General features: G+C 58.2%; 18 protein-coding genes and 1 pseudogene. 9 read left to right on the forward strand and 10 right to left on the reverse strand.

Annotated elements, in window-relative coordinates:
* Positions 1 to 9: 9 nt before the first annotated feature.
* From astD to ACL2XF_RS17640, 3 genes and pseudogenes are all read right to left on the reverse strand, one after another.
* Positions 10 to 1,476 (reverse strand): succinylglutamate-semialdehyde dehydrogenase, encoded by a 1,467-nt coding sequence (gene astD / locus ACL2XF_RS17630; RefSeq protein WP_413727254.1) that lies wholly within the window; start codon positions 1,474 to 1,476, stop codon positions 10 to 12.
* Between the two features lie 255 nt (positions 1,477 to 1,731).
* Positions 1,732 to 2,352, reverse strand: coding sequence for a hypothetical protein (locus tag ACL2XF_RS17635; RefSeq protein WP_413722006.1), 621 nt, complete (start codon positions 2,350 to 2,352; stop codon positions 1,732 to 1,734).
* 345 nt (positions 2,353 to 2,697) lie between these two features.
* A pseudogene (locus ACL2XF_RS17640) lies at positions 2,698 to 4,003 on the reverse strand (purine-cytosine permease family protein).
* A gap of 270 nt (positions 4,004 to 4,273) precedes the next feature.
* On the opposite strand from ACL2XF_RS17640, the gene ACL2XF_RS17645 reads away from it, so the two are divergent.
* Positions 4,274 to 5,032, forward strand: a complete 759-nt coding sequence (locus tag ACL2XF_RS17645; RefSeq protein ID WP_410012331.1) for a helix-turn-helix transcriptional regulator — start codon at positions 4,274 to 4,276, stop codon at positions 5,030 to 5,032.
* 136 nt (positions 5,033 to 5,168) lie between these two features.
* A complete protein-coding gene (locus ACL2XF_RS17650; protein ID WP_413722004.1) occupies positions 5,169 to 7,001 on the forward strand; it encodes a glycoside hydrolase family 15 protein in 1,833 nt (610 codons plus the stop codon).
* Positions 7,002 to 7,025: 24 nt separating this feature from the next.
* On the opposite strand, the gene lsrG is transcribed toward ACL2XF_RS17650, so the two are convergent.
* Genes lsrG through lsrA form a run of 6 tightly spaced genes read right to left on the reverse strand, consistent with a single transcriptional unit; the run spans position 7,026 to position 12,913 of the window.
* Positions 7,026 to 7,325 carry a (4S)-4-hydroxy-5-phosphonooxypentane-2,3-dione isomerase gene (gene lsrG / locus ACL2XF_RS17655; RefSeq protein WP_410012333.1) on the reverse strand — a complete coding sequence of 100 codons (300 nt, stop codon included), beginning with the start codon at positions 7,323 to 7,325 and terminating at the stop codon, positions 7,026 to 7,028.
* Positions 7,325 to 8,218: a 3-hydroxy-5-phosphonooxypentane-2,4-dione thiolase gene (gene lsrF, locus ACL2XF_RS17660; protein WP_410016641.1), complete on the reverse strand. Its 894-nt coding sequence runs from the start codon at positions 8,216 to 8,218 to the stop codon at positions 7,325 to 7,327. The genes lsrG and lsrF overlap by 1 nt, the downstream gene beginning before the upstream one ends.
* A gap of 24 nt (positions 8,219 to 8,242) precedes the next feature.
* Positions 8,243 to 9,268, reverse strand: a complete 1,026-nt coding sequence (gene lsrB / locus ACL2XF_RS17665) for an autoinducer 2 ABC transporter substrate-binding protein LsrB (RefSeq protein WP_413727255.1) — start codon at positions 9,266 to 9,268, stop codon at positions 8,243 to 8,245.
* A 30-nt stretch (positions 9,269 to 9,298) separates the two neighbouring features.
* On the reverse strand, positions 9,299 to 10,306 hold the full coding sequence (gene lsrD / locus ACL2XF_RS17670; protein ID WP_413727256.1) for an autoinducer 2 ABC transporter permease LsrD: 1,008 nt from the start codon (positions 10,304 to 10,306) through the stop codon (positions 9,299 to 9,301).
* Positions 10,306 to 11,379: an autoinducer 2 ABC transporter permease LsrC gene (gene lsrC / locus ACL2XF_RS17675; RefSeq protein WP_413727257.1), complete on the reverse strand. Its 1,074-nt coding sequence runs from the start codon at positions 11,377 to 11,379 to the stop codon at positions 10,306 to 10,308. The genes lsrD and lsrC overlap by 1 nt, the downstream gene beginning before the upstream one ends.
* On the reverse strand, positions 11,372 to 12,913 hold the full coding sequence (gene lsrA, locus ACL2XF_RS17680) for an autoinducer 2 ABC transporter ATP-binding protein LsrA (protein ID WP_413727258.1): 1,542 nt from the start codon (positions 12,911 to 12,913) through the stop codon (positions 11,372 to 11,374). The genes lsrC and lsrA overlap by 8 nt, the downstream gene beginning before the upstream one ends.
* Before the next feature lie 218 nt (positions 12,914 to 13,131).
* On the opposite strand from lsrA, the gene lsrR reads away from it, so the two are divergent.
* A complete protein-coding gene (lsrR, locus tag ACL2XF_RS17685) occupies positions 13,132 to 14,097 on the forward strand; it encodes a transcriptional regulator LsrR (RefSeq protein ID WP_410012339.1) in 966 nt (321 codons plus the stop codon).
* A 47-nt stretch (positions 14,098 to 14,144) separates the two neighbouring features.
* Positions 14,145 to 15,752, forward strand: a complete 1,608-nt coding sequence (gene lsrK / locus ACL2XF_RS17690; RefSeq protein WP_410012340.1) for an autoinducer-2 kinase — start codon at positions 14,145 to 14,147, stop codon at positions 15,750 to 15,752.
* 70 nt (positions 15,753 to 15,822) lie between these two features.
* Here lsrK and ACL2XF_RS17695 read toward each other — a convergent pair whose 3' ends face one another.
* Complete coding sequence (locus tag ACL2XF_RS17695; protein ID WP_413722000.1) at positions 15,823 to 16,560, reverse strand: metallophosphoesterase; 738 nt, start codon at positions 16,558 to 16,560, stop codon at positions 15,823 to 15,825.
* 569 nt (positions 16,561 to 17,129) lie between these two features.
* Between ACL2XF_RS17695 and panE the strand changes: the two genes are divergently transcribed.
* The 5 genes from panE to ACL2XF_RS17720 all read left to right on the forward strand — a co-directional run bounded on the left by panE (position 17,130) and on the right by ACL2XF_RS17720 (position 20,658).
* A complete protein-coding gene (gene panE / locus ACL2XF_RS17700) occupies positions 17,130 to 18,062 on the forward strand; it encodes a 2-dehydropantoate 2-reductase (RefSeq protein WP_413727260.1) in 933 nt (310 codons plus the stop codon).
* 90 nt (positions 18,063 to 18,152) lie between these two features.
* A complete protein-coding gene (locus ACL2XF_RS17705; protein ID WP_410012344.1) occupies positions 18,153 to 18,722 on the forward strand; it encodes a cytochrome b in 570 nt (189 codons plus the stop codon).
* Between the two features lie 102 nt (positions 18,723 to 18,824).
* Positions 18,825 to 19,307 carry a tetratricopeptide repeat protein gene (locus ACL2XF_RS17710; RefSeq protein ID WP_413728829.1) on the forward strand — a complete coding sequence of 161 codons (483 nt, stop codon included), beginning with the start codon at positions 18,825 to 18,827 and terminating at the stop codon, positions 19,305 to 19,307.
* A 23-nt stretch (positions 19,308 to 19,330) separates the two neighbouring features.
* A complete protein-coding gene (locus tag ACL2XF_RS17715) occupies positions 19,331 to 19,858 on the forward strand; it encodes a sigma-70 family RNA polymerase sigma factor (protein ID WP_410016643.1) in 528 nt (175 codons plus the stop codon).
* The gene (locus tag ACL2XF_RS17720) at positions 19,858 to 20,658 is read left to right on the forward strand and encodes an anti-sigma factor family protein (RefSeq protein WP_413727261.1); all 801 of its coding nucleotides are present in this window, start codon (positions 19,858 to 19,860) and stop codon (positions 20,656 to 20,658) included. The genes ACL2XF_RS17715 and ACL2XF_RS17720 overlap by 1 nt, the downstream gene beginning before the upstream one ends.
* The last annotated feature ends 67 nt before the right edge of the window (positions 20,659 to 20,725 follow it).

Below are 20,725 nucleotides of genomic sequence, written 5' to 3' on the forward strand. Positions count from 1 at the left end.
TCCGCGCCGCTAACCGGGAAATGTCAGACCCGGCGCCAATGGCTCGGGCAGGGTCAATTGCTCGCTTTCCAGCGACGCCATGGGCCAGGCGCAATAATCCGCCGCGTAAAAAGCGCTGGGCCGGTGGTTGCCGGATGCGCCGATGCCGCCGAAAGGCGCGCTGCTGGCCGCACCGGTCAGCGGTTTATTCCAATTGACGATGCCGGCGCGGGCCTCAAGCAATAGCCGGTCGAAATGATGGCGATGGGGTGATATCAATCCCATGGCCAGCCCGAAACGGGTATTGTTGGCAATATGCAGGGCCTGGTCAAAATCGTCATAGCGGATAACGCTTAACAGCGGGCCAAAGTATTCTTCATCCGGGGCGTCAGGCACCGCGGTGATATCGATAATGCCCGGCGTCAGCAGGCTGCTTTCCGCCCGCGGCTGAGTCAGGGCCAGCAAGGCTTTGCCGCCCGCGGCCAGCAGTTGTTCCTGCGCCACGATAAGACTGGCCGCCGCCTGCAGGCTTATCACCCCGCCCATAAACGGCGGCGGTTGGCTATCCCAGGCGCCGATACGCAAGGCGGCGCTTACCTTTACCAGCCGGCCGAGCAGGGCATCCCCCGCCGCACCGCGCCTGACCAGCAGACGGCGGGCGCAGGTACAGCGCTGGCCTGCGGAGATGAACGCCGAGTGGATAATAACATTTACCGCCGCGTCCACGTCGTCCGCCTGTTCAACAATCAGGGCGTTGTTACCGCCCATTTCCAGCGCCAGCATTTTTTCCGGCCGGCCGGCCAATTGCCGGTGCAGTTGATAGCCGGTATGGGCGCTGCCGGTAAACAAGAGCCCGTCGGTCTCAGAAGATTGAGCCAGGGCCATGCCGGTTTGCCGGCCGCCCTGCACCAGGTTGATAACCCCCGGGGGCAGTCCGGCTTCTTGCCACAAACGCAAGGTCAGTTCGGCGGTCATCGGCGTCAGTTCGCTGGGTTTAAACACCAGGGTATTGCCCGCCAGCAGCGCGGGCACGATATGGCCGTTGGGTAAATGCCCCGGAAAGTTATACGGGCCGAATACCGCCAGCACGCCGTGCGGCCGGTGGCGCAAGCTGGCCTGGCCGTCGCCCTGGGCCGCGACGCTTTCTGCGGTGCGGGCGTGGTAAGCCGTCAGGGAAATAGCCACCTTATTGATCATGGCCTGCACTTCGGTCTGGCTTTCCCACAGCGGCTTGCTGGTCTCGCGGGAAATGACGCTCGCCAGCTCGGTTTTATGCTGGGCAAGCAAACCGGCGAATGCCTGCAGCAGCTCGACGCGTCCTGACAACGGCCGCCTGGCCCAGGCGGGAAACGCAGCGCGCGCGGCCCGACATGCCTCGTCTACCTGAAGCGCATTCGCTTCGTTACCCTGCCATAAAAACGCGCCGCTGACAGGGCAAAGCTTGGTAAAAGGATCGCCTTTGCCGCTGCGCCAGCTGCCGTTGATAAAATGGGTCATCACAATCTCTCCATGGCGAAAATTGACTCCCAGCGCCGGTACGCCGGGCGGTAAACACCGGTGGTATGGGTCAGATTGCCCACTACTATTCCATAAAACAGGCCGCGGGAATGGGATAACCCACCCTCATTTTATTAATATCCCTATTAGAAATATTAATAACAAGCCGGGCCCCCCAATGCAATACAGCCTGGAACGGCGTTTCCGGTAAGAGGATCAAAAAGCAGGCCGCCATGGGCGCGCCGAACGGCGCAGCTAGAAAAACGCACGATGCGTGTAGCTCGATTCGGCATTGCCTACCTTTGTTAATGACTTAACATTCTTGTTAATATATTGACGTTCCTTAGGCCATATTATCCCGCTGGCCAAAATATTGCGATAGGCCTCGTTCATACTGATTTTTTCGCTATCAAGCAGCAAAGTCTGGCCGACATAAAGATCTTCAGGCAAAGCGGTAATATTGGTACCCTGGATGTTCAGATAACCCCCTACGCACAGATTACTCGGTAACGTTCTTATCGGCGTATTTTCAAGATCCAATCCGCCGTCAACCTCGAAATTGTCCGGCAGCTCGCTCAACTGCGAATTTTCCAGGAAGATACTTCCGCCAACGTGCAGGTCCTGCGGTAATCGCTTGATCGGCGTGTTTTTCAAGTCCAGGTCATCAAACACCTGTAACCCCTCGGGAAGATATTCAATGTCGCAATATCTCATAATAAGCGAATTAACAATTATCAATTTTTGCGGAATATGCCTGATTCCCGTATGGGTTAAATTCAAGGCGCCAAAAATTATTGTATTTCCATCAGGCTTCCTAATGAACTCAACATGACTATCAAAAAGGAACTCATAGAAGCAGGGGCTGAATTTACACATGCGTCTTCTCCTGCACCGGCAAATGTATAGTGTTATGTTGTTAAAATAGCTGCGTATTAAAACATATTTATTATCGAGTAGAAAGTACTCTACCACGTGGATTAGTGGACAGCGGCTAATTGTGATATACCAGTGATTAACAACGGGGCACATTGTGGCATAAAGCCCGGTATTGTCATGGCGCTGGCAGATTACGTTAAATCTTACCTGAACGATATATTCATTTTCCTTAAACACATAAAGAATTATTTTGAATATCAAAGAAGCGATCAGGATATCCGCCTTTTTCCGGACGCTGATACGCTTCCTGTTAATGTTATGGCATTTTACTTTACCAGGGGAGGGTTATTGTACATCGGCAACGCGCCTTGATTTAAGAGTACATATTATCCAATAGACAATAATGGAAACCATTAACGAATTAAGGGCCGCGATCCCCGCATCAAAGAGAAGGCCGGCCAGGATCCCCGTTACGCAGGCTATAACGGCCCGCCAGCCGATGACAGGCGTCAAGGCCGGGTCCGGCAGGGCATGGTTGGCGCGCGTTTGGTCGAGGGAGCCGGCGGCTGGTTCGCAGCAAATAATAATCACAAACCATAACGCCTGCCACCGGAGGGAAAACCACACCCATCAGGATAAGGAAATGCTGATATTGCTCCAGAATGCCGATTAGCGTCAATATCGTGCCGCAGGCACCCAAGATAATCGTCAGCCGGCGATAGCTTAACTTCCTGCCGGTAATGCCTTCGAAAGCGTTGGCCAGCGCCAGGGAAGACGAATACAAATTGGCGTCATTGATTTTCACCGCCGACAAGATCACCGCGGATACGCCTACCCATCCGGCGGTCTGCGTCATCACCGCGACCACGTCCGACGTTCCCAGCGCATGCGCTATCAGGATGGCGATACCGTTAACCACGAATTCGCCGATGATAATCGAGACGGTGATCATCCAGAAAACATGCCGGCCGTTTTTACAATAACGGCTGATATCCGCCGTGGTGACAGCGCCGACGATACAACCGCCCGCTACGCTGGTGGCCGCCATCCCCAGGGTCATGGGTTCGCCGATAGGCGCGGCGGCGACCAGGGCGGCAACATCATGGCCGGCCAGCAGCTCCAGCGCGATCCAGCCGACCACCAGGAAGAAGAGCGGTACCGATATCATGGCCGTCCAGCCCAGGGCGCGAAAACCGCAGGCGACCAGGGCGGTAAGCGCCATGCCGGTAATAACCGCGGAGCAGCCGAAACCGAGCCGCCCTCCCAGCATATAATCAACGCCATGGGCAAAAATGGCGTTCTGCACGCCAAACCACCCTAACAGGCTAAGGGCGATCACAACGCCAATCAGCACCGATCCCGCCTGGCCGAAACCGCACCAGCGGGCCAGCAGGCTGGTGGACAACCCCTCCCTGGCGGCGGCCAGTCCCAGCCCCAGGCCGACGAATTCCAGGATCAGGCTTCCCAGAAAGGTCGCGAACAGCGCCTGGTAAAATGTCATGGCATGGCCAAGCATCGCCCCAAGCAAAAATTGCCCGAGGGTGGTGGTAATGCCGATGCGTATCATGGTCACGGTGAGAAAGCCGGAGCGCCGCGCGTCCGGTACGCGCGCGCAGGCATAATCATTGGCGGCGATATTGATTTTTTCCATCACAAATATCCTTATAGTGTAAATAGCGCCAGATGCGGGATCGGCGGTTTATACGTTGGTTAAATATCTAATTTTATAATTTACGTTTAATTAAAATTAAAAAAATGAAGGTGTAAGCTACACGGGCGCCTTCGGCTTAACGGCCTGCATTCTATAATGACAATGTATTTTTATCAGTTATTAATATCTTTTTTACCCCTCTGGACAGTACTATGTTTAAACATTATGATGGGGATATGGACAAGTTGTGATTAATTAGGTGGCACACTAATGGAAGTTAATATGAAATGCGCTGCTGGGATAGCCGAGCGATTTGCAATTGAAATATCACCACAGCTTTTGATGTTCTGGGATAATTCCAGCGAGCCGTGGGGCGTTAAAGATACAGAATCTCGTTATGCCTATGCAAATAAAGCTTATTATGACCTTATTAATGTAAAGCGCTCGTTACACAATATTGAAGGCTGCCTGGACGATCAGTTGCCCTCCTCCATTGCCGAATTCGCCTGGCATTTCAAAGAGCATGACCGCAGCACGCTGCAAGTCAAAGATCGGCTCTGTTCCCTGGAAATTCATCGTTATGGCGGCGAACAGCTGCTACAGCCCTATTATTTTGATAAATTCCCTTTATTTGACCATAGAATCGGCAAATGTATCGGCACCGTTTTCCATGCCCGCAAGTTTGAGCATTTTTCCCTGCTGAAACATATTAACGGCGAGCGTCCCACGTTCTTCTCTTTTTTCCCGCCGGAACAGCTGTTTTCCGAAGGCGAGCTGGACGTGATCTTTTATGCATTGCAATCCATGAGCAGTAAAATAATAGCCAAAAAACTTAACCTCTCGTTCAGGACCGTCGAGAATAGATTGCTTATTGTGTATAAAAAAGCCGGCGTGCACTGTTTAAGCGGGCTAGTGGATTTTTGCCGTGCCAAGGGGTTCGATCGTTACATTCCGCAAAAATTTTTCTGCGCCGGCAGCCAGCTGATCAACATCAATGCCAAAACCCGGCTCTCCGTGCCTGCCGCCTGAAATCATCCCTGCATAAACCCCATAGACTGGCGCGCATGAACGCGGATGCAAAGGCCAGGCCATTCATCCTGCGCTATAGTTAGTACTACATTGACTCAATCCAGCGGCATACGCGCCTTTTCAGGAAATCAGGGACATGGCTGACTTACCTCAAACCGACGCGATACGACGCATTGGGGAACACGGCATCATCGGCGATTTACAGACCTGCGCACTGATCGCCGTTGACGCCAGCATTGACTATTTCTGCTGGCCCGACCTTGACAGTCCGTCCGTGTTCAGCGCGCTGCTGGATACCGACGCGGCCGGGGTTTTCACCTTATCCCCCGATTGGCCGGATGCCCGCAGGCAACAGCTTTACCTGCCCGACAGCAATATCCTGCAAACCCGCTGGCTGGACACTACCGGCTTGGCGGAAATCACCGATTTTATGCCGATCTGCGACGACGAAAACCGCATGCCGCGCATTATACGTCGCCTGAAGGTGCTTCAGGGCGAAGCATGCTTTACGCTGCGCTGCGCGCCGGTGCACGACTATGCCCGCGCGGCCACCCGCGCCCGCCTGGACCATGAGACGGTGGTGTTTACCGCTCCCGGCCAGCCCAGCCTGCGCCTGGTGTCCAGCGTCCCCCTGCATACCGCCGCGGGCACCGCCGCCGTGGCCCGTTTTACGCTTAAAGCCGGTGAACACGCGGAATTTATCTTCGGCAGCGCCCGCGACCCGCAGGTCAATCTGGATAATACCCGGGTATGCTTCGATACCACGCTGCGCTATTGGCGGCGTTGGAGCGCCGCCAGCAGCTATAAAGGGCGCTGGCGGGAAATGGTCAACCGCTCGGCGCTGGCGCTTAAGCTCCTGACCTCCTGGAAACACGGCTCCATTGCCGCCGCCGCCACTTTCGGCCTGCCTGAGCATCTGGGCGGCGCGCGCAACTGGGACTATCGCGCCTCCTGGATCCGCGACGCCTCGTTTAGCGTTTATGCCCTGATGCGCCTGGGTTATATCGAGGAAGCCGGCGCCTTTACCACATGGGTGGGCCGCTGCATGGAAAACAGTCAGTTTGAGCCGGATAAACTGCAGGTCATGTATCGGCTGGACAGCGGTACCGAACTGCCGGAGGCCAGCCTGCCGCATCTGTCGGGCTATGCCGGGTCGGTGCCGGTACGCATCGGCAACGGGGCTTACCGGCAGCTCCAGCTCGATATTTATGGCGAACTGATGGATGCCGTTTACCTGGCGAACAAATATGGCGAGGCTATTTCGCACCGCGGCTGGCAGCATATCGTCAGGATGATCGATCATGTCTGCAACAGCTGGAACCAGCCGGATGCGGGCATCTGGGAAATGCGCGGTGAACCCCAGCATTTCCTGCACTCCCGGCTGATGTGCTGGGTGGCCATCGATCGCGCGCTGCGCCTGGGGATGAAACGCTCCCTGCCCATGCCCTACGATCGCTGGGATCAGGCGCGCACCGATATCCGCGCGGATATCTGGACGCATTTCTGGAATGATGAGCTAGGCCATTTTACCGCCACGCGGCACGGTCAGGACCTGGACGCGTCCATGCTGCTGATGCCGCTGTTCCGTTTTGTCGGCGCCACCGATCCCGACTGGCTCGCCACCCTGGACGCCATCAGGGATACGCTGGTCCAGGACGGCCTGGTGCGGCGCTATAATAACGAAAACACGCCATCCGATACCTTGCCCGGCAGCGAGGGCGCCTTCGCCGCCTGCTCGTTTTGGTATGTAGAGTGCCTGGCGCGCGCGGATCGCCTGGAGGAAGCGCATTTCGAATTCGAAAAACTGCTCAGCTATGCCAATCCGCTCGGCCTGTACGCTGAAGAATTCGACCAGCGGGGCTACCCGCTGGGCAATACGCCGCAGGCGCTGACCCATCTGGCACTGATCAGCGCGGCGTTTTTCCTTGACCGTAAGCTCAGCGGACAGGAACCGCTATGGCAGCCCTGACCGCCCGCCGTTTATGCCGGGAGCTTACGCCGTCTCCGGCAGCAGGCCGATAAAGGTGGTCTTCTTGCGCGGTTCGGTCATCAGCGGCGCCAATTGCTCAACGCAGCGCAGGTAGTGCGCGGTTTTTTTATGCGCCGCCACCGCCTGTTCATCGCGATACGCCTCGTAAATATAAAATCGGGTCGGCACCTGCTCGTCCTGCAGCACGTCGAAGCGTAAATTGCCTGGTTCCTGAATCGAACCAAGATGATTTTGCCGGAAAACCGCAATAAAATCGTCTATCTTGTCGGCTTTGACATTGATCTCCACCAGCGTCACATGCATTACCTGCCCCCTTCTATCGGGTGTTGCTCGCTTTTGAACAGCGCATACGCGCGCTCGGCGTTTTCGCCGTGGTGCACCACCGCCTGCACGGCTTTCAGCATCGCCACCGGCGCCTCGGACTGGAAGATATTCCGCCCCATGTCGACCCCGGATGCGCCCTGGTCAATGGCGCGATAGCACATCTCCAGCGCCTCCCGTTCGGGCAGTTTTTTGCCGCCGGCAATGACGATCGGCACCGGACAGCCCGCCGCCACGCGTTCAAAACCGATATCGGTATAATAGGTCTTGATCACCTGCGCGCCGATTTCGGCGGCAATGCGTGTCGCCAGCGAAAAATAGCGCTGATCGCGCGCCATATCCTTTCCCACGCCCGTGACCGCCATGGTCGGCATGCCGTAGCGCGTGCCCTGGTCAATCAGCTGGATAATATTTTTTATCGACTGATGCTCGTATTCGCTGCCTATATACACCTGCGCCGCCATCGCCGCCACGTTCAGGCGCAGCGCATCTTCAATGGATACCGCCACCGCCTCGTTCGACAGTTCACCTAAGATGGAGTTGGCGCCGGACGCGCGCAGCACCACCGGTTTATTTACCGCCGGCGGCACCTGGCTGCGCAGGATGCCGCGCGTGCACATCAGCACGTCGGTATGGGCGAACAGCGGCGCGATGTGCAAATCGATCCGCTCAAGACCGGTGGTCGGCCCCTGGAAATAACCATGGTCGAACGCCAGCATTACCGTACGACCGGATACGGGATTGAAAATCCGCGCCAGGCGTGATTGCATGCCCCAGTCAAGCGCTCCGCTGCCCTTGAGGAAAAACGGCACATTGCGCTGCGCCACGCCGATGCCGAAATCCTTGCCGTCCTTGATATCGTCCAAATCAGCCATAATCATGTCTCCTACGCAGACCGGTTAAAAATCGTATTTATCGATATTGTCTTTATTGAACTGCACGCGTTCGGGCAGCAGGACGATGCCGTTGTTCTTGGCCTCATATTGATATCCCTGCACGCTGTTGGCGGAGACCTCCACCGCGCCCACCTGCGGGATGGTCAGCTTATCGCCGACATTGAGGTCGCCCTTTTGCAGCATTTCATGCGCCACATACACCGCAATCTTGCCCTGCTGTACTACATCCCACAGGCCAAAGGTCTTCACCGTGCCGCGTTGCACATAGGGACGCATGACGTTAGGCGTGCTGAAACCGACGATGGTCACGCCCTTACGGCCAAGATTCTCCGCGGCCTGCGCGGCGGCGGGCAGCGCGTTGGCGTCAGGCGCGATAATCGCATCCAGGTCCGGGTAGGCCTTCAGGATACCCTCGGCGGTTTGCAGGGATTTGGTGGCGTCGTTATAACCGAACTGCGTGGTGACGATAGTCCAGCCGGGATGATCGGCGCTGATTTTGGCCTTGGCCTCTTTGACCCATTGATTTTGATCGGTAACGGTTGGGCTGGAGTAAAAAAACGCCACCTTGGCCTGCTCCCGGGTGACCTGTTTCGCCGCCATATCCACCAGCAGCGAGCCGAGCTGTTTCGGCGTACCCTGGTTGATATACACCGAACGGCACTCCGGTTTGGTATCGGAATCCCAGGTCAGCACCTTTACCCCGCGTTGCATGGCCCGCTTGAGCGCCGGACACAGGCCGTCGGGCGACACCGCCGATACGATGATGGCGTTGTAGCCCTGGTTGACAAAATTGTTGATCAACTGTACCTGCCCGGAGACGCTGGGCTCGGTAGGGCCGTCATAGGTAACGTCGACGCCCAGTTCCTTGCCCGCCGCCAGCGCGCCGTTGCCGCCGCTGGTAAAAAAACCCACGCCCACCAGCTTGGGGATAAAGGCGATGCGCTCGGCGGCCTGGGCGGTGGCGAACCCCGCGGCCGCCAGCAGGAACGCGCCCGCCATTGCTCTATTGCGCCAGATACTGTTATCCATGTTCGACTCCATTGATCTCAGAGATAGTCATCATAAGGAAACCCGCGGGCGCAGCCGGCGAGTCAGGAAGCGGGCCAATAGTTCCCGATGCAGGCTGGCGGAGCGGCCGATAACCACCAGGATCAGCAGCGCGCCCGACAGGGCGCTGGAGACCTGGTTGGCGACGCCCGCCATTTGCAGGCCCTGCTGCAAAAAGCCCACCAGCAGGGTCGCCAGCGCGGTGCCGAGGATGGAACCGGAGCCGCCGTAGATATTGGCCCCGCCGAGCACCGCGGCGGTAATCGCCGGCATCAGCAACGCGCCGCCGAGGTCGGACCGGGCGGAGCCGAAATAAGACACCAGCAGTACCGCGGCCACCGCCGACGCCAGGCCGGTCAAGCCATATACCGCGCACAGGGTGCGCCCGACCGGCACCGCGCTATAACGCGCCACGCGCGCGTTTTGGCCGATAACAAAGCAATTGCGGCCGAGCCGCGTGCGGTGCATCAGCAGCCAGAACCCCATCAGCGTCAGCAGGAACAGCAGCAGCGGCATCGGCAGGCCGCCCGGCGCCAGGTTGGCGACGTCGCTGAAGGCCGCGGGAAAACCGCCGATGCCTTCAAACCCGGTGGCGCCCGCCAGGCCTGACAGCAGCAGGGCGCTGCCGCCGAACAGATACAGCGTGCCAAGGGTTATCACCAGCGGATTCACGCCGGTATAAAGAATCAGGGCGGCGTTAAGCAGCCCGCACGCCAGGCCAAGCAGCAGGGTCAAGGGGATCGCCAGGGACAGGGGCACCCCGCCCTGGAACAGGACCCCGAGCGCGATGGCGCACAGCCCGACGGTGGCGGCGAAAGAGATATCAATCCCGCCGCTGACGATGACCATGGTCAGCGGCAGGGCGACGATGCCGATGGCGATAAAATCACTGGTGCTGAACAACAGCATATTGAGATCCAGCATGCGCGGGTTGATGACGCCGAACAGCAGGATTTCCGCTATCAGCAGCACTATCAGCGCGCCTTCCCAACCATAGCCTTTTAGTTTTGCCGGTTTCATCAGGCCACCCCGCTGTTCTTTTTAGTGGTGCCGGACGCCGCCGCGCGCGCGCCGCCGCCGGGGCGTTTTTTAGCGTCTTTGGCCTTCGCCGCCGGCGCCGGCATAAAACGGGCGTATTTCTGGCGACGGCGGTTCAACTCCAGCGCCCGGCGCAGGCGGCCGTCGAAAATCAGCACGCCGAGCAGCACCAGGCCGGCGATAAAATCATTCCACCATGCCGGCAGACGCAGCAATACCAGCACGGTGTCGATTTGCGTCAGGAAATAGGCGCCGAGGATGGCGCCTATCACCGTACCGGTGCCGCCCAGCAAACTGATGCCGCCCAGCACGCAGGCGGCGATAGCCTTCATTTCCAGTCCGCTGCCGGTCTGGTTGGGGACAAAACCGATCTGCGAGGCAAACACGATGCCGGCAAGCGATGCCATCGCCCCGTTAACGGCAAACGCGGCGATACGGATGGCGTTTACCGGCACGCCTAATTGGCGCGCGCCCTGCAGATTGTCCCCCACCGCATAGAAGTTGCGCCCGAACGCGCTGCGCGAGCATAGCCAGAACAGGCCGGCCAGCAGCAGCATGATCACCCAGCCGATGGGCGAGACGCCAAACCACGACGGATTGGACAAAGACTTTAACCCGGACGGCAGGCCTTCAATCCATTTGCCGCCGGTCAGCAACAGCATCAGTCCCCGGTACAGCCCCAGGGTACCAAGCGTGGCGACAATGGCGGGTATCCGGCACCAGGCGACCAGCACACCGTTAAACAGCCCCGCCGCCAGCCCGGTCAAAAGGGTAAACACAATGGCGGTGGCCAGCGGCCAGCCGGCATTGAGCAACAATCCCAGCGTTACCGCGCAAAGACCGGCGATGGACCCCACCGACACATCGATATTGCGCGTCAGCATAACCAGTGCGGCGCCCATCGCCAGCAGCATCAGGATCTGCGCGCTGCTGAAAATCATCAGCAGCGTCTGGAAACCGATATAACCGCGATCAAGCGCCCCCAGCAGCACAAACAGCACCAGGATGGCCAGCAAGGCGGTAAATTCACGGTTATTCTGCAATAGTCTAAGCATCCGCGATCTCCTCATCCGGGGCATGGGAGCCAAAGGCCATGCGCATCATGTGTTCTACGCTTACGCTGCCGCCCGTCATGGGCGCGCTTAATTGCCCCTGATGCATGACAAAGACCCGGTCCGCCAGCAGCGCTATCTCTTCCGGATCCGAGGAAATCAGCAGCAGCGCCACATTCTGCGCCACCACCCCGCGCAGCAGCCGGTAGATATCGGCGCGCGCCGATACGTCGACGCCGCGCGTCGGTTCGTCGACGATCAGCAGACGGGGCTGCGCTTCCAGGCATTTGGCGATCAATAGCTTTTGCTGGTTGCCGCCCGAGAGGGTGCGCGCCGGCTGATCGGGATCGGCATATCTGATGCCCAGCGCGCGATGGTAGCGTTCCAAGGTGGCTTTTTCCCGCCGGGGATGCAGCCACCAGCCGCGGCGGCCGGCGGTCAGCGCGGCGGTATTCCAGTACAGCGGCGCATCCAGGTACAATCCCGACGACTGCCGGTCCTCCGGCAGGTAGACCAGCCCGGCCGCCAGCCGCTGGGCCAGCGTCAGCGATCCGATATCGCGTCCCTCCAGCCGTAGCTGCCCGCCGCGGACCGGGCGCAGGCCATACAGCGTTTCCGCCAGCTCAGTACGCCCGGCGCCCACCACGCCCGCCAGGCCGATGATTTCTCCGGCATTAACCGTGAAAGAGACGTCTTTAAACCCTTCGCCGGTAAGGCCCGACACGTCCAGTACCGGCCCGCGGGCGGCGAAGGTATGGCGTCGTCCCGGCAATTCCAGCCACATCTTCTGCTCCACCGGCAGGCTATCCACACGCGCCACGGGGGCGATCGCCTGGATAAGCGCGTCGGTGGTAAACTCACCGATGGCGCCGCTGAGGGTAATCGCGCCGTCGCGCATAACGCTGACCCGGTCCGCCAGGGCATGGACCTCCGGCAGTTTATGGGAGATAAACACCACCCCCACCCCTTGACCGGACAGGCCGCGCACCTGTTGAAACAAACGTTGGGTTTCCACGGGGGTCAGCGACGCCGTGGGTTCGTCGAGGATCAGGATACGCGCGTCGCGCATCAGGCCGCGCAGGATCTCGACTAACTGCTGGTCGGCCACTTCCAGCGTGCCGGCCGCGGCCTGCAGCGGCAGATCGCAGCCCAGGCGGTGCAACAGTGCCTGCAATTTCCGGCTATCGGCCTGATGGCGCGGCAGGCGGAACAGGATATTCTCCTTAACCGTCATGTTGGGAAACAGCATCGGCTCCTGGGGCACCAGATAGATACCCAACTGATGCGCCCGGGCGGGCGTCAGCGACGGGCAGGGCTCGCCCATGATGCTCAGGGCGCCGCTGTCCGGCGCCACCACGCCGGCGATGATTTTCATCAGCGTCGACTTACCCGCGCCGTTGCCGCCGAGCAAGGCATGCACTTGCCCCGGCATCAGGGTAAAGGCGATATCTTTTAATACCGCCACGCCTGAATAGTGTTTGCTGACGTTATGCACGCTGAGCAACGGCGTGGGTTCCATCGGGGATGGTAGTATCATGCTGCCTCGACGCGTATGAACAAATGAATTTAAAATTCAAAACTGTTCATAATCCTAGTTGGGCCGTTATAATAAAACCGCCAGATCGATCACATTTTGTGCATCACGGGGTTATTAATCGCCGTACCAGATGGCGGAAAGGTCTTTTTGTCGTCTCCATCACAATTTAGCGTTGTGATTAATTGAACAATTGATTTAAATTTTAATAAGTGTTCTATATGAAGAAAAATAATCCGGATCATTTCAACCCAGCGGACAGCAGCATGGCCGAGCAGGAACTGTTAGCGCGTATAGCGTGGTTTTATTATCACGACGGCATGACCCAGGGAGAGATTGGCGAGCAGCTTGGGCTGACCCGCCTCAAGGTGTCGCGTCTGCTGGAAAAAGGCCGCCAGTCGGGCGTCATCCGCGTACAAATTAACTCCCGTTACGAGGGATGCCTGGAGCTGGAAAACCAATTGCTGGAGCGTTTCGATTTGCGCCACGCGCGGGTGTTGCCGGCCTTGCCGCAGCGGGATATGAGCCAACGCATCGGCATCGGCGCCGCCCAGGAGATCATGAAGCAGCTTCAACCGCAGCAACTGCTGGCGGTGGGTTTTGGCGAAACCGCCATGAGCACGCTGCAGCATCTGAGCGGTTTTATCACCTCGCAGCAGATCAGGCTGGTGACCCTTTCCGGCGGGGTCGGTCCCTATATGACCGGCATCGGCCAGTTGGACGCCGCCTGCAGCGTCAGCATTATCCCGGCGCCGCTGCGCGCGTCCTCGGCAAGCGTGGCGGAAATTTTCCGCCAGGAGCGCAGCGTACAGGATGTCATGCTGACCGCCTGCGCCGCGGATATCGCGGTGGTAGGCATCGGTTCGCTAAGCCAGCGGCGCGAGGCCACCATCATGCGTTCCGGTTATATCAGCGAGGGGGAACAGCTGCTGTTCGGACGCAAGGGCGCGGTGGGCGATATTCTTGGCTATTTTATGCAGCGAAACGGCGAATTGACGGCGGCCATGCCAATCCACCAGGAGCTGATCGGCATATCGCTGCGGGATTTGGACAATATCCCCTTGGTGATCGGCGTGGCGGGCGGCGTGGAAAAAGCCGAGGCCATCCTGGCGGCGCTGGCGGGCAAACATATCAACGCCCTGGTCACGGAAGAAAGTACGGTGAGGGCCATGCTCGATAGGCTGTAATCCATACCCATAACGCGCCCCGGCGCGGATAAAACAGAGATAAAACCATGACATCACTCTGTAACCCTACGCACAATGACCCCGCCCCCGGCGGCGATTATCTGATGGCGATCGATGCCGGCACCGGCAGCGTGCGGGCGGTAATTTTCGATACCGCAGGCAATCAGGTGGCCGTGAGCCAGGCTGAATGGCGGCACGTCTCCGACCCCGCCATCCCAGGGTCCATGGACTTTGATCTGGACAACAACTGGCAGCTGGCCTGCGGATGCATACGCCAGGCGCTGCAACGCGCCGGGCTTCCTCCCCTGGCGATTCGGGCGGTGGCCGCCTGCTCCATGCGCGAAGGCATCGTGCTCTATGATCGCCACGGCAAGCCCATCTGGGCCTGCGCCAACGTCGATGCCCGCGCCAGCCGCGAAGTGGCCGAGCTGAAAGAACTGCACGATTATTGTTTTGAGCGCGAGGTGTATGAGTATTCCGGGCAAACCCTGGCGCTGAGCGCCATGCCGCGCCTGTTGTGGCTGGCGCACCACCGGCCGGACGTGTATCGCCGGGCGGCGACGCTGACCATGATAAGCGACTGGCTGGCCTATATGCTTTCCGGGGAACTGGCGGTCGATCCCTCGAACGCCGGCACCACCGGCATGCTGAGTCTCTCCAGCCGCGACTGGCAACGCAGCCTGCTGGATATGGCCGGCCTGCGCGCCGACATGCTCTCGCCGGTGCGCGAGACCGGCACCCTATTGGGCGAGGTCACGCGCCTGGCCGCGCATGCCTGCGGACTGGCGGCGGGCACCCCGGTCGTCATGGGCGGCGGCGATGTACAGCTCGGCAGCCTGGGATTAGGCATCGTGCAGCCGGGACAAACCGCGGTGCTGGGCGGCACCTTTTGGCAGCAGGTGGTTAACCTGCCCGCGCCGATGACCGATCCGGATATGAACATCCGCATCAATCCCCATGTCATCCCCGGCATGACGCAGGCCGAGTGCATCAGCTTTTTTACCGGGCTTACCATGCGCTGGTTTCGCGACGCTTTTTGCAGCGAGGAAAAATCCATCGCCGCGCGCATGGGCGTGGACACCTATAGCCTGCTGGAGGAAATGGCGGCCCGCGTACCGGTGGGATCCCATGGCATCATGCCGATATTTTCCGACGCCATGCATTTTAAATCCTGGTATCACGCCGCCCCCTCGTTTATCAATTTGTCCATCGATCCCGATCGCTGCAATAAACAGACGCTGTTCCGCGCCCTGGAAGAAAACGCGGCCATCGTTTGTGCCTGCAATCTGGAGCAGATCGCCCGCTTCTCAGGCGTACAGGCGCCCTCCTTGGTTTTCGCCGGCGGCGGATCCAAAGGTAAGTTATGGTGCCAGATCCTCAGCGACGTTACCGGCCTGATGGTTAAAGTACCCGAGGTCAAGGAAGCCACGGCGCTGGGCTGCGCCATCGCCGCCGGGGTGGGCGCCGGCATCTATCCGGCGCTGGCCGAAACCGGCGAGCGCCTGGTGCGCTGGGAGCGTGAATACCAGCCCGACATGGAAAACCATCAGCGCTACCAGGAAATGAAAATCAATTGGCAGGCGGTGTACGCCGACCAGCTGGGCCTGGTGGATCATGGCCTGACCACCTCGATGTGGAAAGCGCCCGGGCTGTAAACGGCGGGGAGTGCCGGCCGCGTTGCAGGGATGGCAACGGTATGGCGCAGGTTATATCTCTTAACGGCAGTCATATAAAAAAGGTTGTGGCCTGATAGGTTGCGCCGAACTCCAGGATGTTGAACCCGCGCTTATTTTCCGTGAGTAGTGTTCTGGCGCCGTCTTGCCATTGAAACGAGGTCGCCGGGCATACGCTTATCATGCAATTATTTTGTATTTCCTGATATTCTGTATGCGCATGGCCGCAGCACAGCGCCTTGATTTCATCGTGAGCCTGACAGAGGGCGATAATGTCTTCGCCGTTAAGCAGCATGCAATCATCGACCAAAGGTATACCTACGGCAACGGGGTGATGATGCATAAATAATGCGATATTATTTTTTTCACCGCCGGCGATTTTCCTGCGCAATGTCTCCTGCGCCTGCGCGGACAGGAAACCGCTGTCCTGGTTATTTTGTACGGTGTCGACGCAGATAAATTGCCAATCGTCGCATAACAACGCCTCTATCTTGCCGACGTTTTTTTCCGCGCCGAATACCGCAGCCAGATTTATTGCGTTATCATGATTACCACCCAAATAATAAATCGGCAGACTCAGCCTTTTCATCTGTTGCAGCGCGAGCCGATAAGACGCGTGAGAACCGTCATCAGAGATATCACCGGTAACCAGCAGTGCTTCGCATGCAAAATTATGATGGTCAATAATAACGTCTATCACCGAGGTTAACCCCTCATAGGTATTATAGCCATGGATCGTCGCGCCAGGCGTTGAACGCAGGTGGCTGTCGGTGATCTGGATGATTTTCATTTCTTATCTCCGCTAATATTAATTCATATAACATTATCAAAACTTTTGAATACTATCTTATCGATGACATTATTATCAGATCGAATGACGGGTCATCCATCATGCGCCGATTAACAGGTCGGCCGGCACTTTTACCGCCAAGCGTCAACATATACGATTCAATAATCTATTAAGAATGGCATAATATATTTTATTTTAAAATCATATTATTAAATTCATTATAATTGAATAAAATGACATTTTCATGACCAGACCGGATCAAACAGCAGGTGGCGAAAATAATCCCGCGGTAATTGCCGCCGCAATATAAATCCCGGCCTGACGCTGGCTATTGAGACTGAATAGCGTGGATTATCACGGTAGTATTTTTCATAATCAACCGCTAGAAAGATATTTTCTTAACGCCATGCATTGCGTTTAGATTAACGTATCCTGTCCGCTCCCTGGCGCAGGCCCCATCCCAGACCGGGTTATGCGATGCCTGGGATGTCCGCGCGCTGAGTTGCATCCTCACCCATTTCTGGCGGATGATGGGGTTCTTCACTATTTAACAATAAGAAGGGAATACTATGCGGATCTTAGTTGTCGGCGCAGGCGCTACCGGAGGTTATTTTGGCGGCAGGCTGGCCCAGGCCGGACGCGACGTGACTTTTTTGGTGCGCGGCAAGCGTGCCGATGTGCTGCGCCATCACGGCCTGCGGTTAGTCACTCCCACAGGCGAGACGTCATTGCAACCGCAGCTGATAACCGCTGCGCAAATCAACCGCCCCTTTGACGTCATCCTGTTAACGGTAAAAGCCTTCGGCCTGGAAGCGGCGCTTAACGATATTGCCCCGGCGGTGGGCGCCGATACGATTATCATGCCGATACTCAACGGCATGAAGCATCTGGAGATCCTCATCGACCGCTTCGGCGGGCAGGCGGTTATCGGCGGGTTGTGCAAAATAGCCGCCACCCTTGACGAACAGGGACGGGTCGTGCAATTAAGCCCGCTGCATGAATTCACCTACGGCGAACTGGACGGCTCGCTGTCCGATCGCATCAGCCGGCTTGATGCGCTGTTCAAGGATGCGGGTTTTACCTCCCGGTTATCCACCACCATCATCAACGATATGTGGGAAAAATGGCTGCTGCTGGCAAGCCTCGGCGCCATTACCTGCCTGATGCGCGGCAATATCGGCCAGGTGGCCGCGGCCCCGGGCGGGGAACAGTTCGCCCGCGCGATGATAAACGAGATACTGACGGTGATAACCTCGGCGGGCTATCAGCGGCGCGAAGACTATATCGCGCATACCACCGCGTTATTGACTCAGAAAAATTCAGCGCAAACCTCGTCCATGTACCGGGATATGAACCAGGGTTACCAGGTGGAGGCGGAGCAGGTGCTGGGCGATCTGGTGGCAATAGGCCAGCGCGCCGGGCTCGCCACTCCCCTGCTTTGCGCCGCCTATACCCATCTGGCGGTCTATCAGCGCGGCCGGGAGCACGCCGTAGCGTCATAGGCCGGTGAGAAAAATAATTTATAAAAAGCGAATAAATTGCCACGATGAGGTGTTTACTCTGTATTCCAACCAGGCAATCAGGATACAGGTATGTCAACCACACCTTCCGCGTCGGAAAAAACGCCCTCGCGACGCTATGATAAATGGACCATCACGTTGCATTGGGCAACGGCGTTAATCGTTATTTTTCTTTTTGCCAGCTCGCAGATATGGGAGCAACTGGAGCGCGGTACGCCCTGGCGTAAAGGGCTCCAGTCGCTGCACATCTCCTTCGGTATCATGCTCGCCGCTCTGATTGTCGCCCGGCTTATCTGGCGGGGTACGGCCGGGAAACGATTACCCGCCGCCTCGTCGTCATTATGGCTGCACCGTATCGCCAAGCTGACCCATTGGGCGCTATACCTGCTGCTGATCGGGCAGGTTACCCTGGGCTTTCTGTTCCGGTGGGCTCAGGGCGAACCTTTTCTGTTTTTCGGCCTGTTTCCTGTTCCTGATATTTTCGGCGTCGATCCCATGCTGCGCCGTACGTTCGGCATGCTGCATTTCTATACCGCGTGGACCATTATCATCCTTGCGGGCCTGCATGCCTGCGCGGCGTTATTCCATCACTACGTTCTGCGCGACGATACGCTGAAAAGAATGTTCCCGCCGGCAGAATAACGTCCGGATATCCGCCCCTTAACCACCGGAGTACCAACCATGACTTATGCAGCGACTGTAAGGGTATTAAAAAAACGCGTCCTGCCGCTGGCGGGCGGCGTCATGCTGCTGCTGTCCGGCGCGGCGAACGCCATGGGCGACAGTTCGGCCACGACGCCCACCTGTCCCAAGGGACAGATCTACGATTCACGCACCAAAAGCTGCATGGTGGATAAAGGCGGCATGCTATCCGACGCCGATCGCGCCCGGTATGCCTATTCCCTGGCCAAGGCCGGGCGTTATGACGAGGCGCTGGGAGTATTGAATACCCTCAGGCAGCCCAATACCGCCCGGGCCTGGAATTATCGCGGTTACGCCACCCGCAAGCTGGGGCGCACCGACGAGGGCATCGGGTATTATCAGAAATCGATCGCCCTCGATCCGCATTATGCCCAGGTACGCGAATATCTTGGCGAAGCCTATATGATCAAGGGACGTCCGGACCTGGCCAGGGAACAGCTGGCCACGATCAAGACCCTGTGCGGTACCGGATGCGAGGAATATCGCGATCTGGCGGCGGCCATTGACGGCCACCCCGAGCTATAGGCAGCGCATCCGGCAGTGAGAGGATAAGTGTGAAAGCAGACGAGATCAGAGGCGAACTGGAGCACCATCTGGCGCGCCTTTGGCGCTACGGCATGGTGTTATCGCGCAAACCGGATATCGCCGATGATTTGGTGCAGGCGACCTGCGTGCGCGCCCTGGAGCGTGCGGGGCAGTTTACCGCCGGCACCACCCTGGATCGCTGGCTGTTCACGATTCTGCACTCAATATGGGTCAATGAGATCAGGTCACGGTTAATCCGCCAGGGCCAGGGATTTGTTGATATCGATGGCGCCGATGTTCCAACCGACGACCATAGCGCGGTGAATGCTATTTGGGCGAATCAAGTCATGGCGCGGGTCAACCGGTTGCCGGAGGCGCAGCGCAATGCGGTATTCCTGGTTTATGTGGAAGGTTTTACCTATCAGGAAGCGGCACATACCTTGTCCGTACCTATCGGCACTATTATGAGCCGACTGGCGACCGCCCGGCAACGGTTGGCAAACGACACCGCCGTCGCGTCAGGACGGATCGTGGCAGAGGGGGATTTTTAATGACACAACAACACCCGGCTCCGCCGTTTTCCGATGAAACCCTGGTGGCTTACCTGGATAATGAAATCAGCGCGGAACAACGCCGTCAGATAGAGGAGCAGGTCAGCCGGGACCCACGGCTGGCGGCGCGTCTGGCCCATCTGGATTCCGCCAGCCTGCCGTTTGGCGCGGCTTATGCCGGCCTGCTGGAACAGGCGCCGGTGGCCCGCTTAAAGGCCGGGCTGGCAACGCTGTACGCCGGGTCTTCACCATTGCCGGCGGCGTCTGCGCGCGGGAATGGCGTCAGCCGGCGCCAGCTGATCGCGGCGGCGATAGCGTGCCTGGCGGTGGGCGGCGTGGCCGGACGGCTGTCGGCGGGGCTGGGAGAAGGCGAAGCGCCCGAGGGCAACTGGCGCGGCCTGGTTGCGCAGTATATGTCGCTTTATACCAATGAAACCTTTGCCGACATGCCCGAATCCATGGCGCTGCAACACCGGCAGCTGCGCACTATCGGCGCCAAGCTGGGCCTGGCGCTTGAGCCTTCACGCCTGTCCCTGCCGGGGATAGAGCTGAAGTTTGCCCGGATGCTGCGTTACGATAGCCAGCCCATTGCGCAAATCGCCTATCTGGACCCTAGCCATGGCCCACTGGCGTTCTGTATTACCACGGCCGATCGCGCGGTTAACCGCGGCGCGCAAAGCGAAGTCCGCCTGGAGATGAACGTGGTGTACTGGAGCGCGCAAAAGCACCATTTTATGCTGATCGGCCATAATCCGGCGGCGGAAATGCGTACGCTGGCGCAAAAATTAATGCTGGGGTAATCAGTGGTATCACGCAGGCAGCCGTGTAAAACGGACCAGCGCACGGCGGGGGATGTACACGCCCCCT

The sequence above is a fragment of the Sodalis sp. RH19 genome, from assembly GCF_047324215.1.
Taxonomy (GTDB): Bacteria; Pseudomonadota; Gammaproteobacteria; order Enterobacterales; family Enterobacteriaceae; genus Acerihabitans.

Bases quoted from the DNA above. Each gene is read 5' to 3' on its own strand.
- astD (WP_413727254.1), bottom strand. From the start codon at position 1,476: ATGACCCATTTTATCAACGGCAGCTGGCGCAGCGGCAAAGGCGATCCT.
- ACL2XF_RS17635 (WP_413722006.1), bottom strand. From the start codon at position 2,352: ATGTGTAAATTCAGCCCCTGCTTCTATGAGTTCCTTTTTGATAGTCAT.
- ACL2XF_RS17645 (WP_410012331.1), top strand. From the start codon at position 4,274: ATGGAAGTTAATATGAAATGCGCTGCTGGGATAGCCGAGCGATTTGCA.
- ACL2XF_RS17650 (WP_413722004.1), top strand. From the start codon at position 5,169: ATGGCTGACTTACCTCAAACCGACGCGATACGACGCATTGGGGAACAC.
- lsrG (WP_410012333.1), bottom strand. From the start codon at position 7,325: ATGCATGTGACGCTGGTGGAGATCAATGTCAAAGCCGACAAGATAGAC.
- lsrF (WP_410016641.1), bottom strand. From the start codon at position 8,218: ATGGCTGATTTGGACGATATCAAGGACGGCAAGGATTTCGGCATCGGC.
- lsrB (WP_413727255.1), bottom strand. From the start codon at position 9,268: ATGGATAACAGTATCTGGCGCAATAGAGCAATGGCGGGCGCGTTCCTG.
- lsrD (WP_413727256.1), bottom strand. From the start codon at position 10,306: ATGAAACCGGCAAAACTAAAAGGCTATGGTTGGGAAGGCGCGCTGATA.
- lsrC (WP_413727257.1), bottom strand. From the start codon at position 11,379: ATGCTTAGACTATTGCAGAATAACCGTGAATTTACCGCCTTGCTGGCC.
- lsrA (WP_413727258.1), bottom strand. From the start codon at position 12,913: ATGATACTACCATCCCCGATGGAACCCACGCCGTTGCTCAGCGTGCAT.
- lsrR (WP_410012339.1), top strand. From the start codon at position 13,132: ATGAAGAAAAATAATCCGGATCATTTCAACCCAGCGGACAGCAGCATG.
- lsrK (WP_410012340.1), top strand. From the start codon at position 14,145: ATGACATCACTCTGTAACCCTACGCACAATGACCCCGCCCCCGGCGGC.
- ACL2XF_RS17695 (WP_413722000.1), bottom strand. From the start codon at position 16,560: ATGAAAATCATCCAGATCACCGACAGCCACCTGCGTTCAACGCCTGGC.
- panE (WP_413727260.1), top strand. From the start codon at position 17,130: ATGCGGATCTTAGTTGTCGGCGCAGGCGCTACCGGAGGTTATTTTGGC.
- ACL2XF_RS17705 (WP_410012344.1), top strand. From the start codon at position 18,153: ATGTCAACCACACCTTCCGCGTCGGAAAAAACGCCCTCGCGACGCTAT.
- ACL2XF_RS17710 (WP_413728829.1), top strand. From the start codon at position 18,825: ATGCTGCTGCTGTCCGGCGCGGCGAACGCCATGGGCGACAGTTCGGCC.
- ACL2XF_RS17720 (WP_413727261.1), top strand. From the start codon at position 19,858: ATGACACAACAACACCCGGCTCCGCCGTTTTCCGATGAAACCCTGGTG.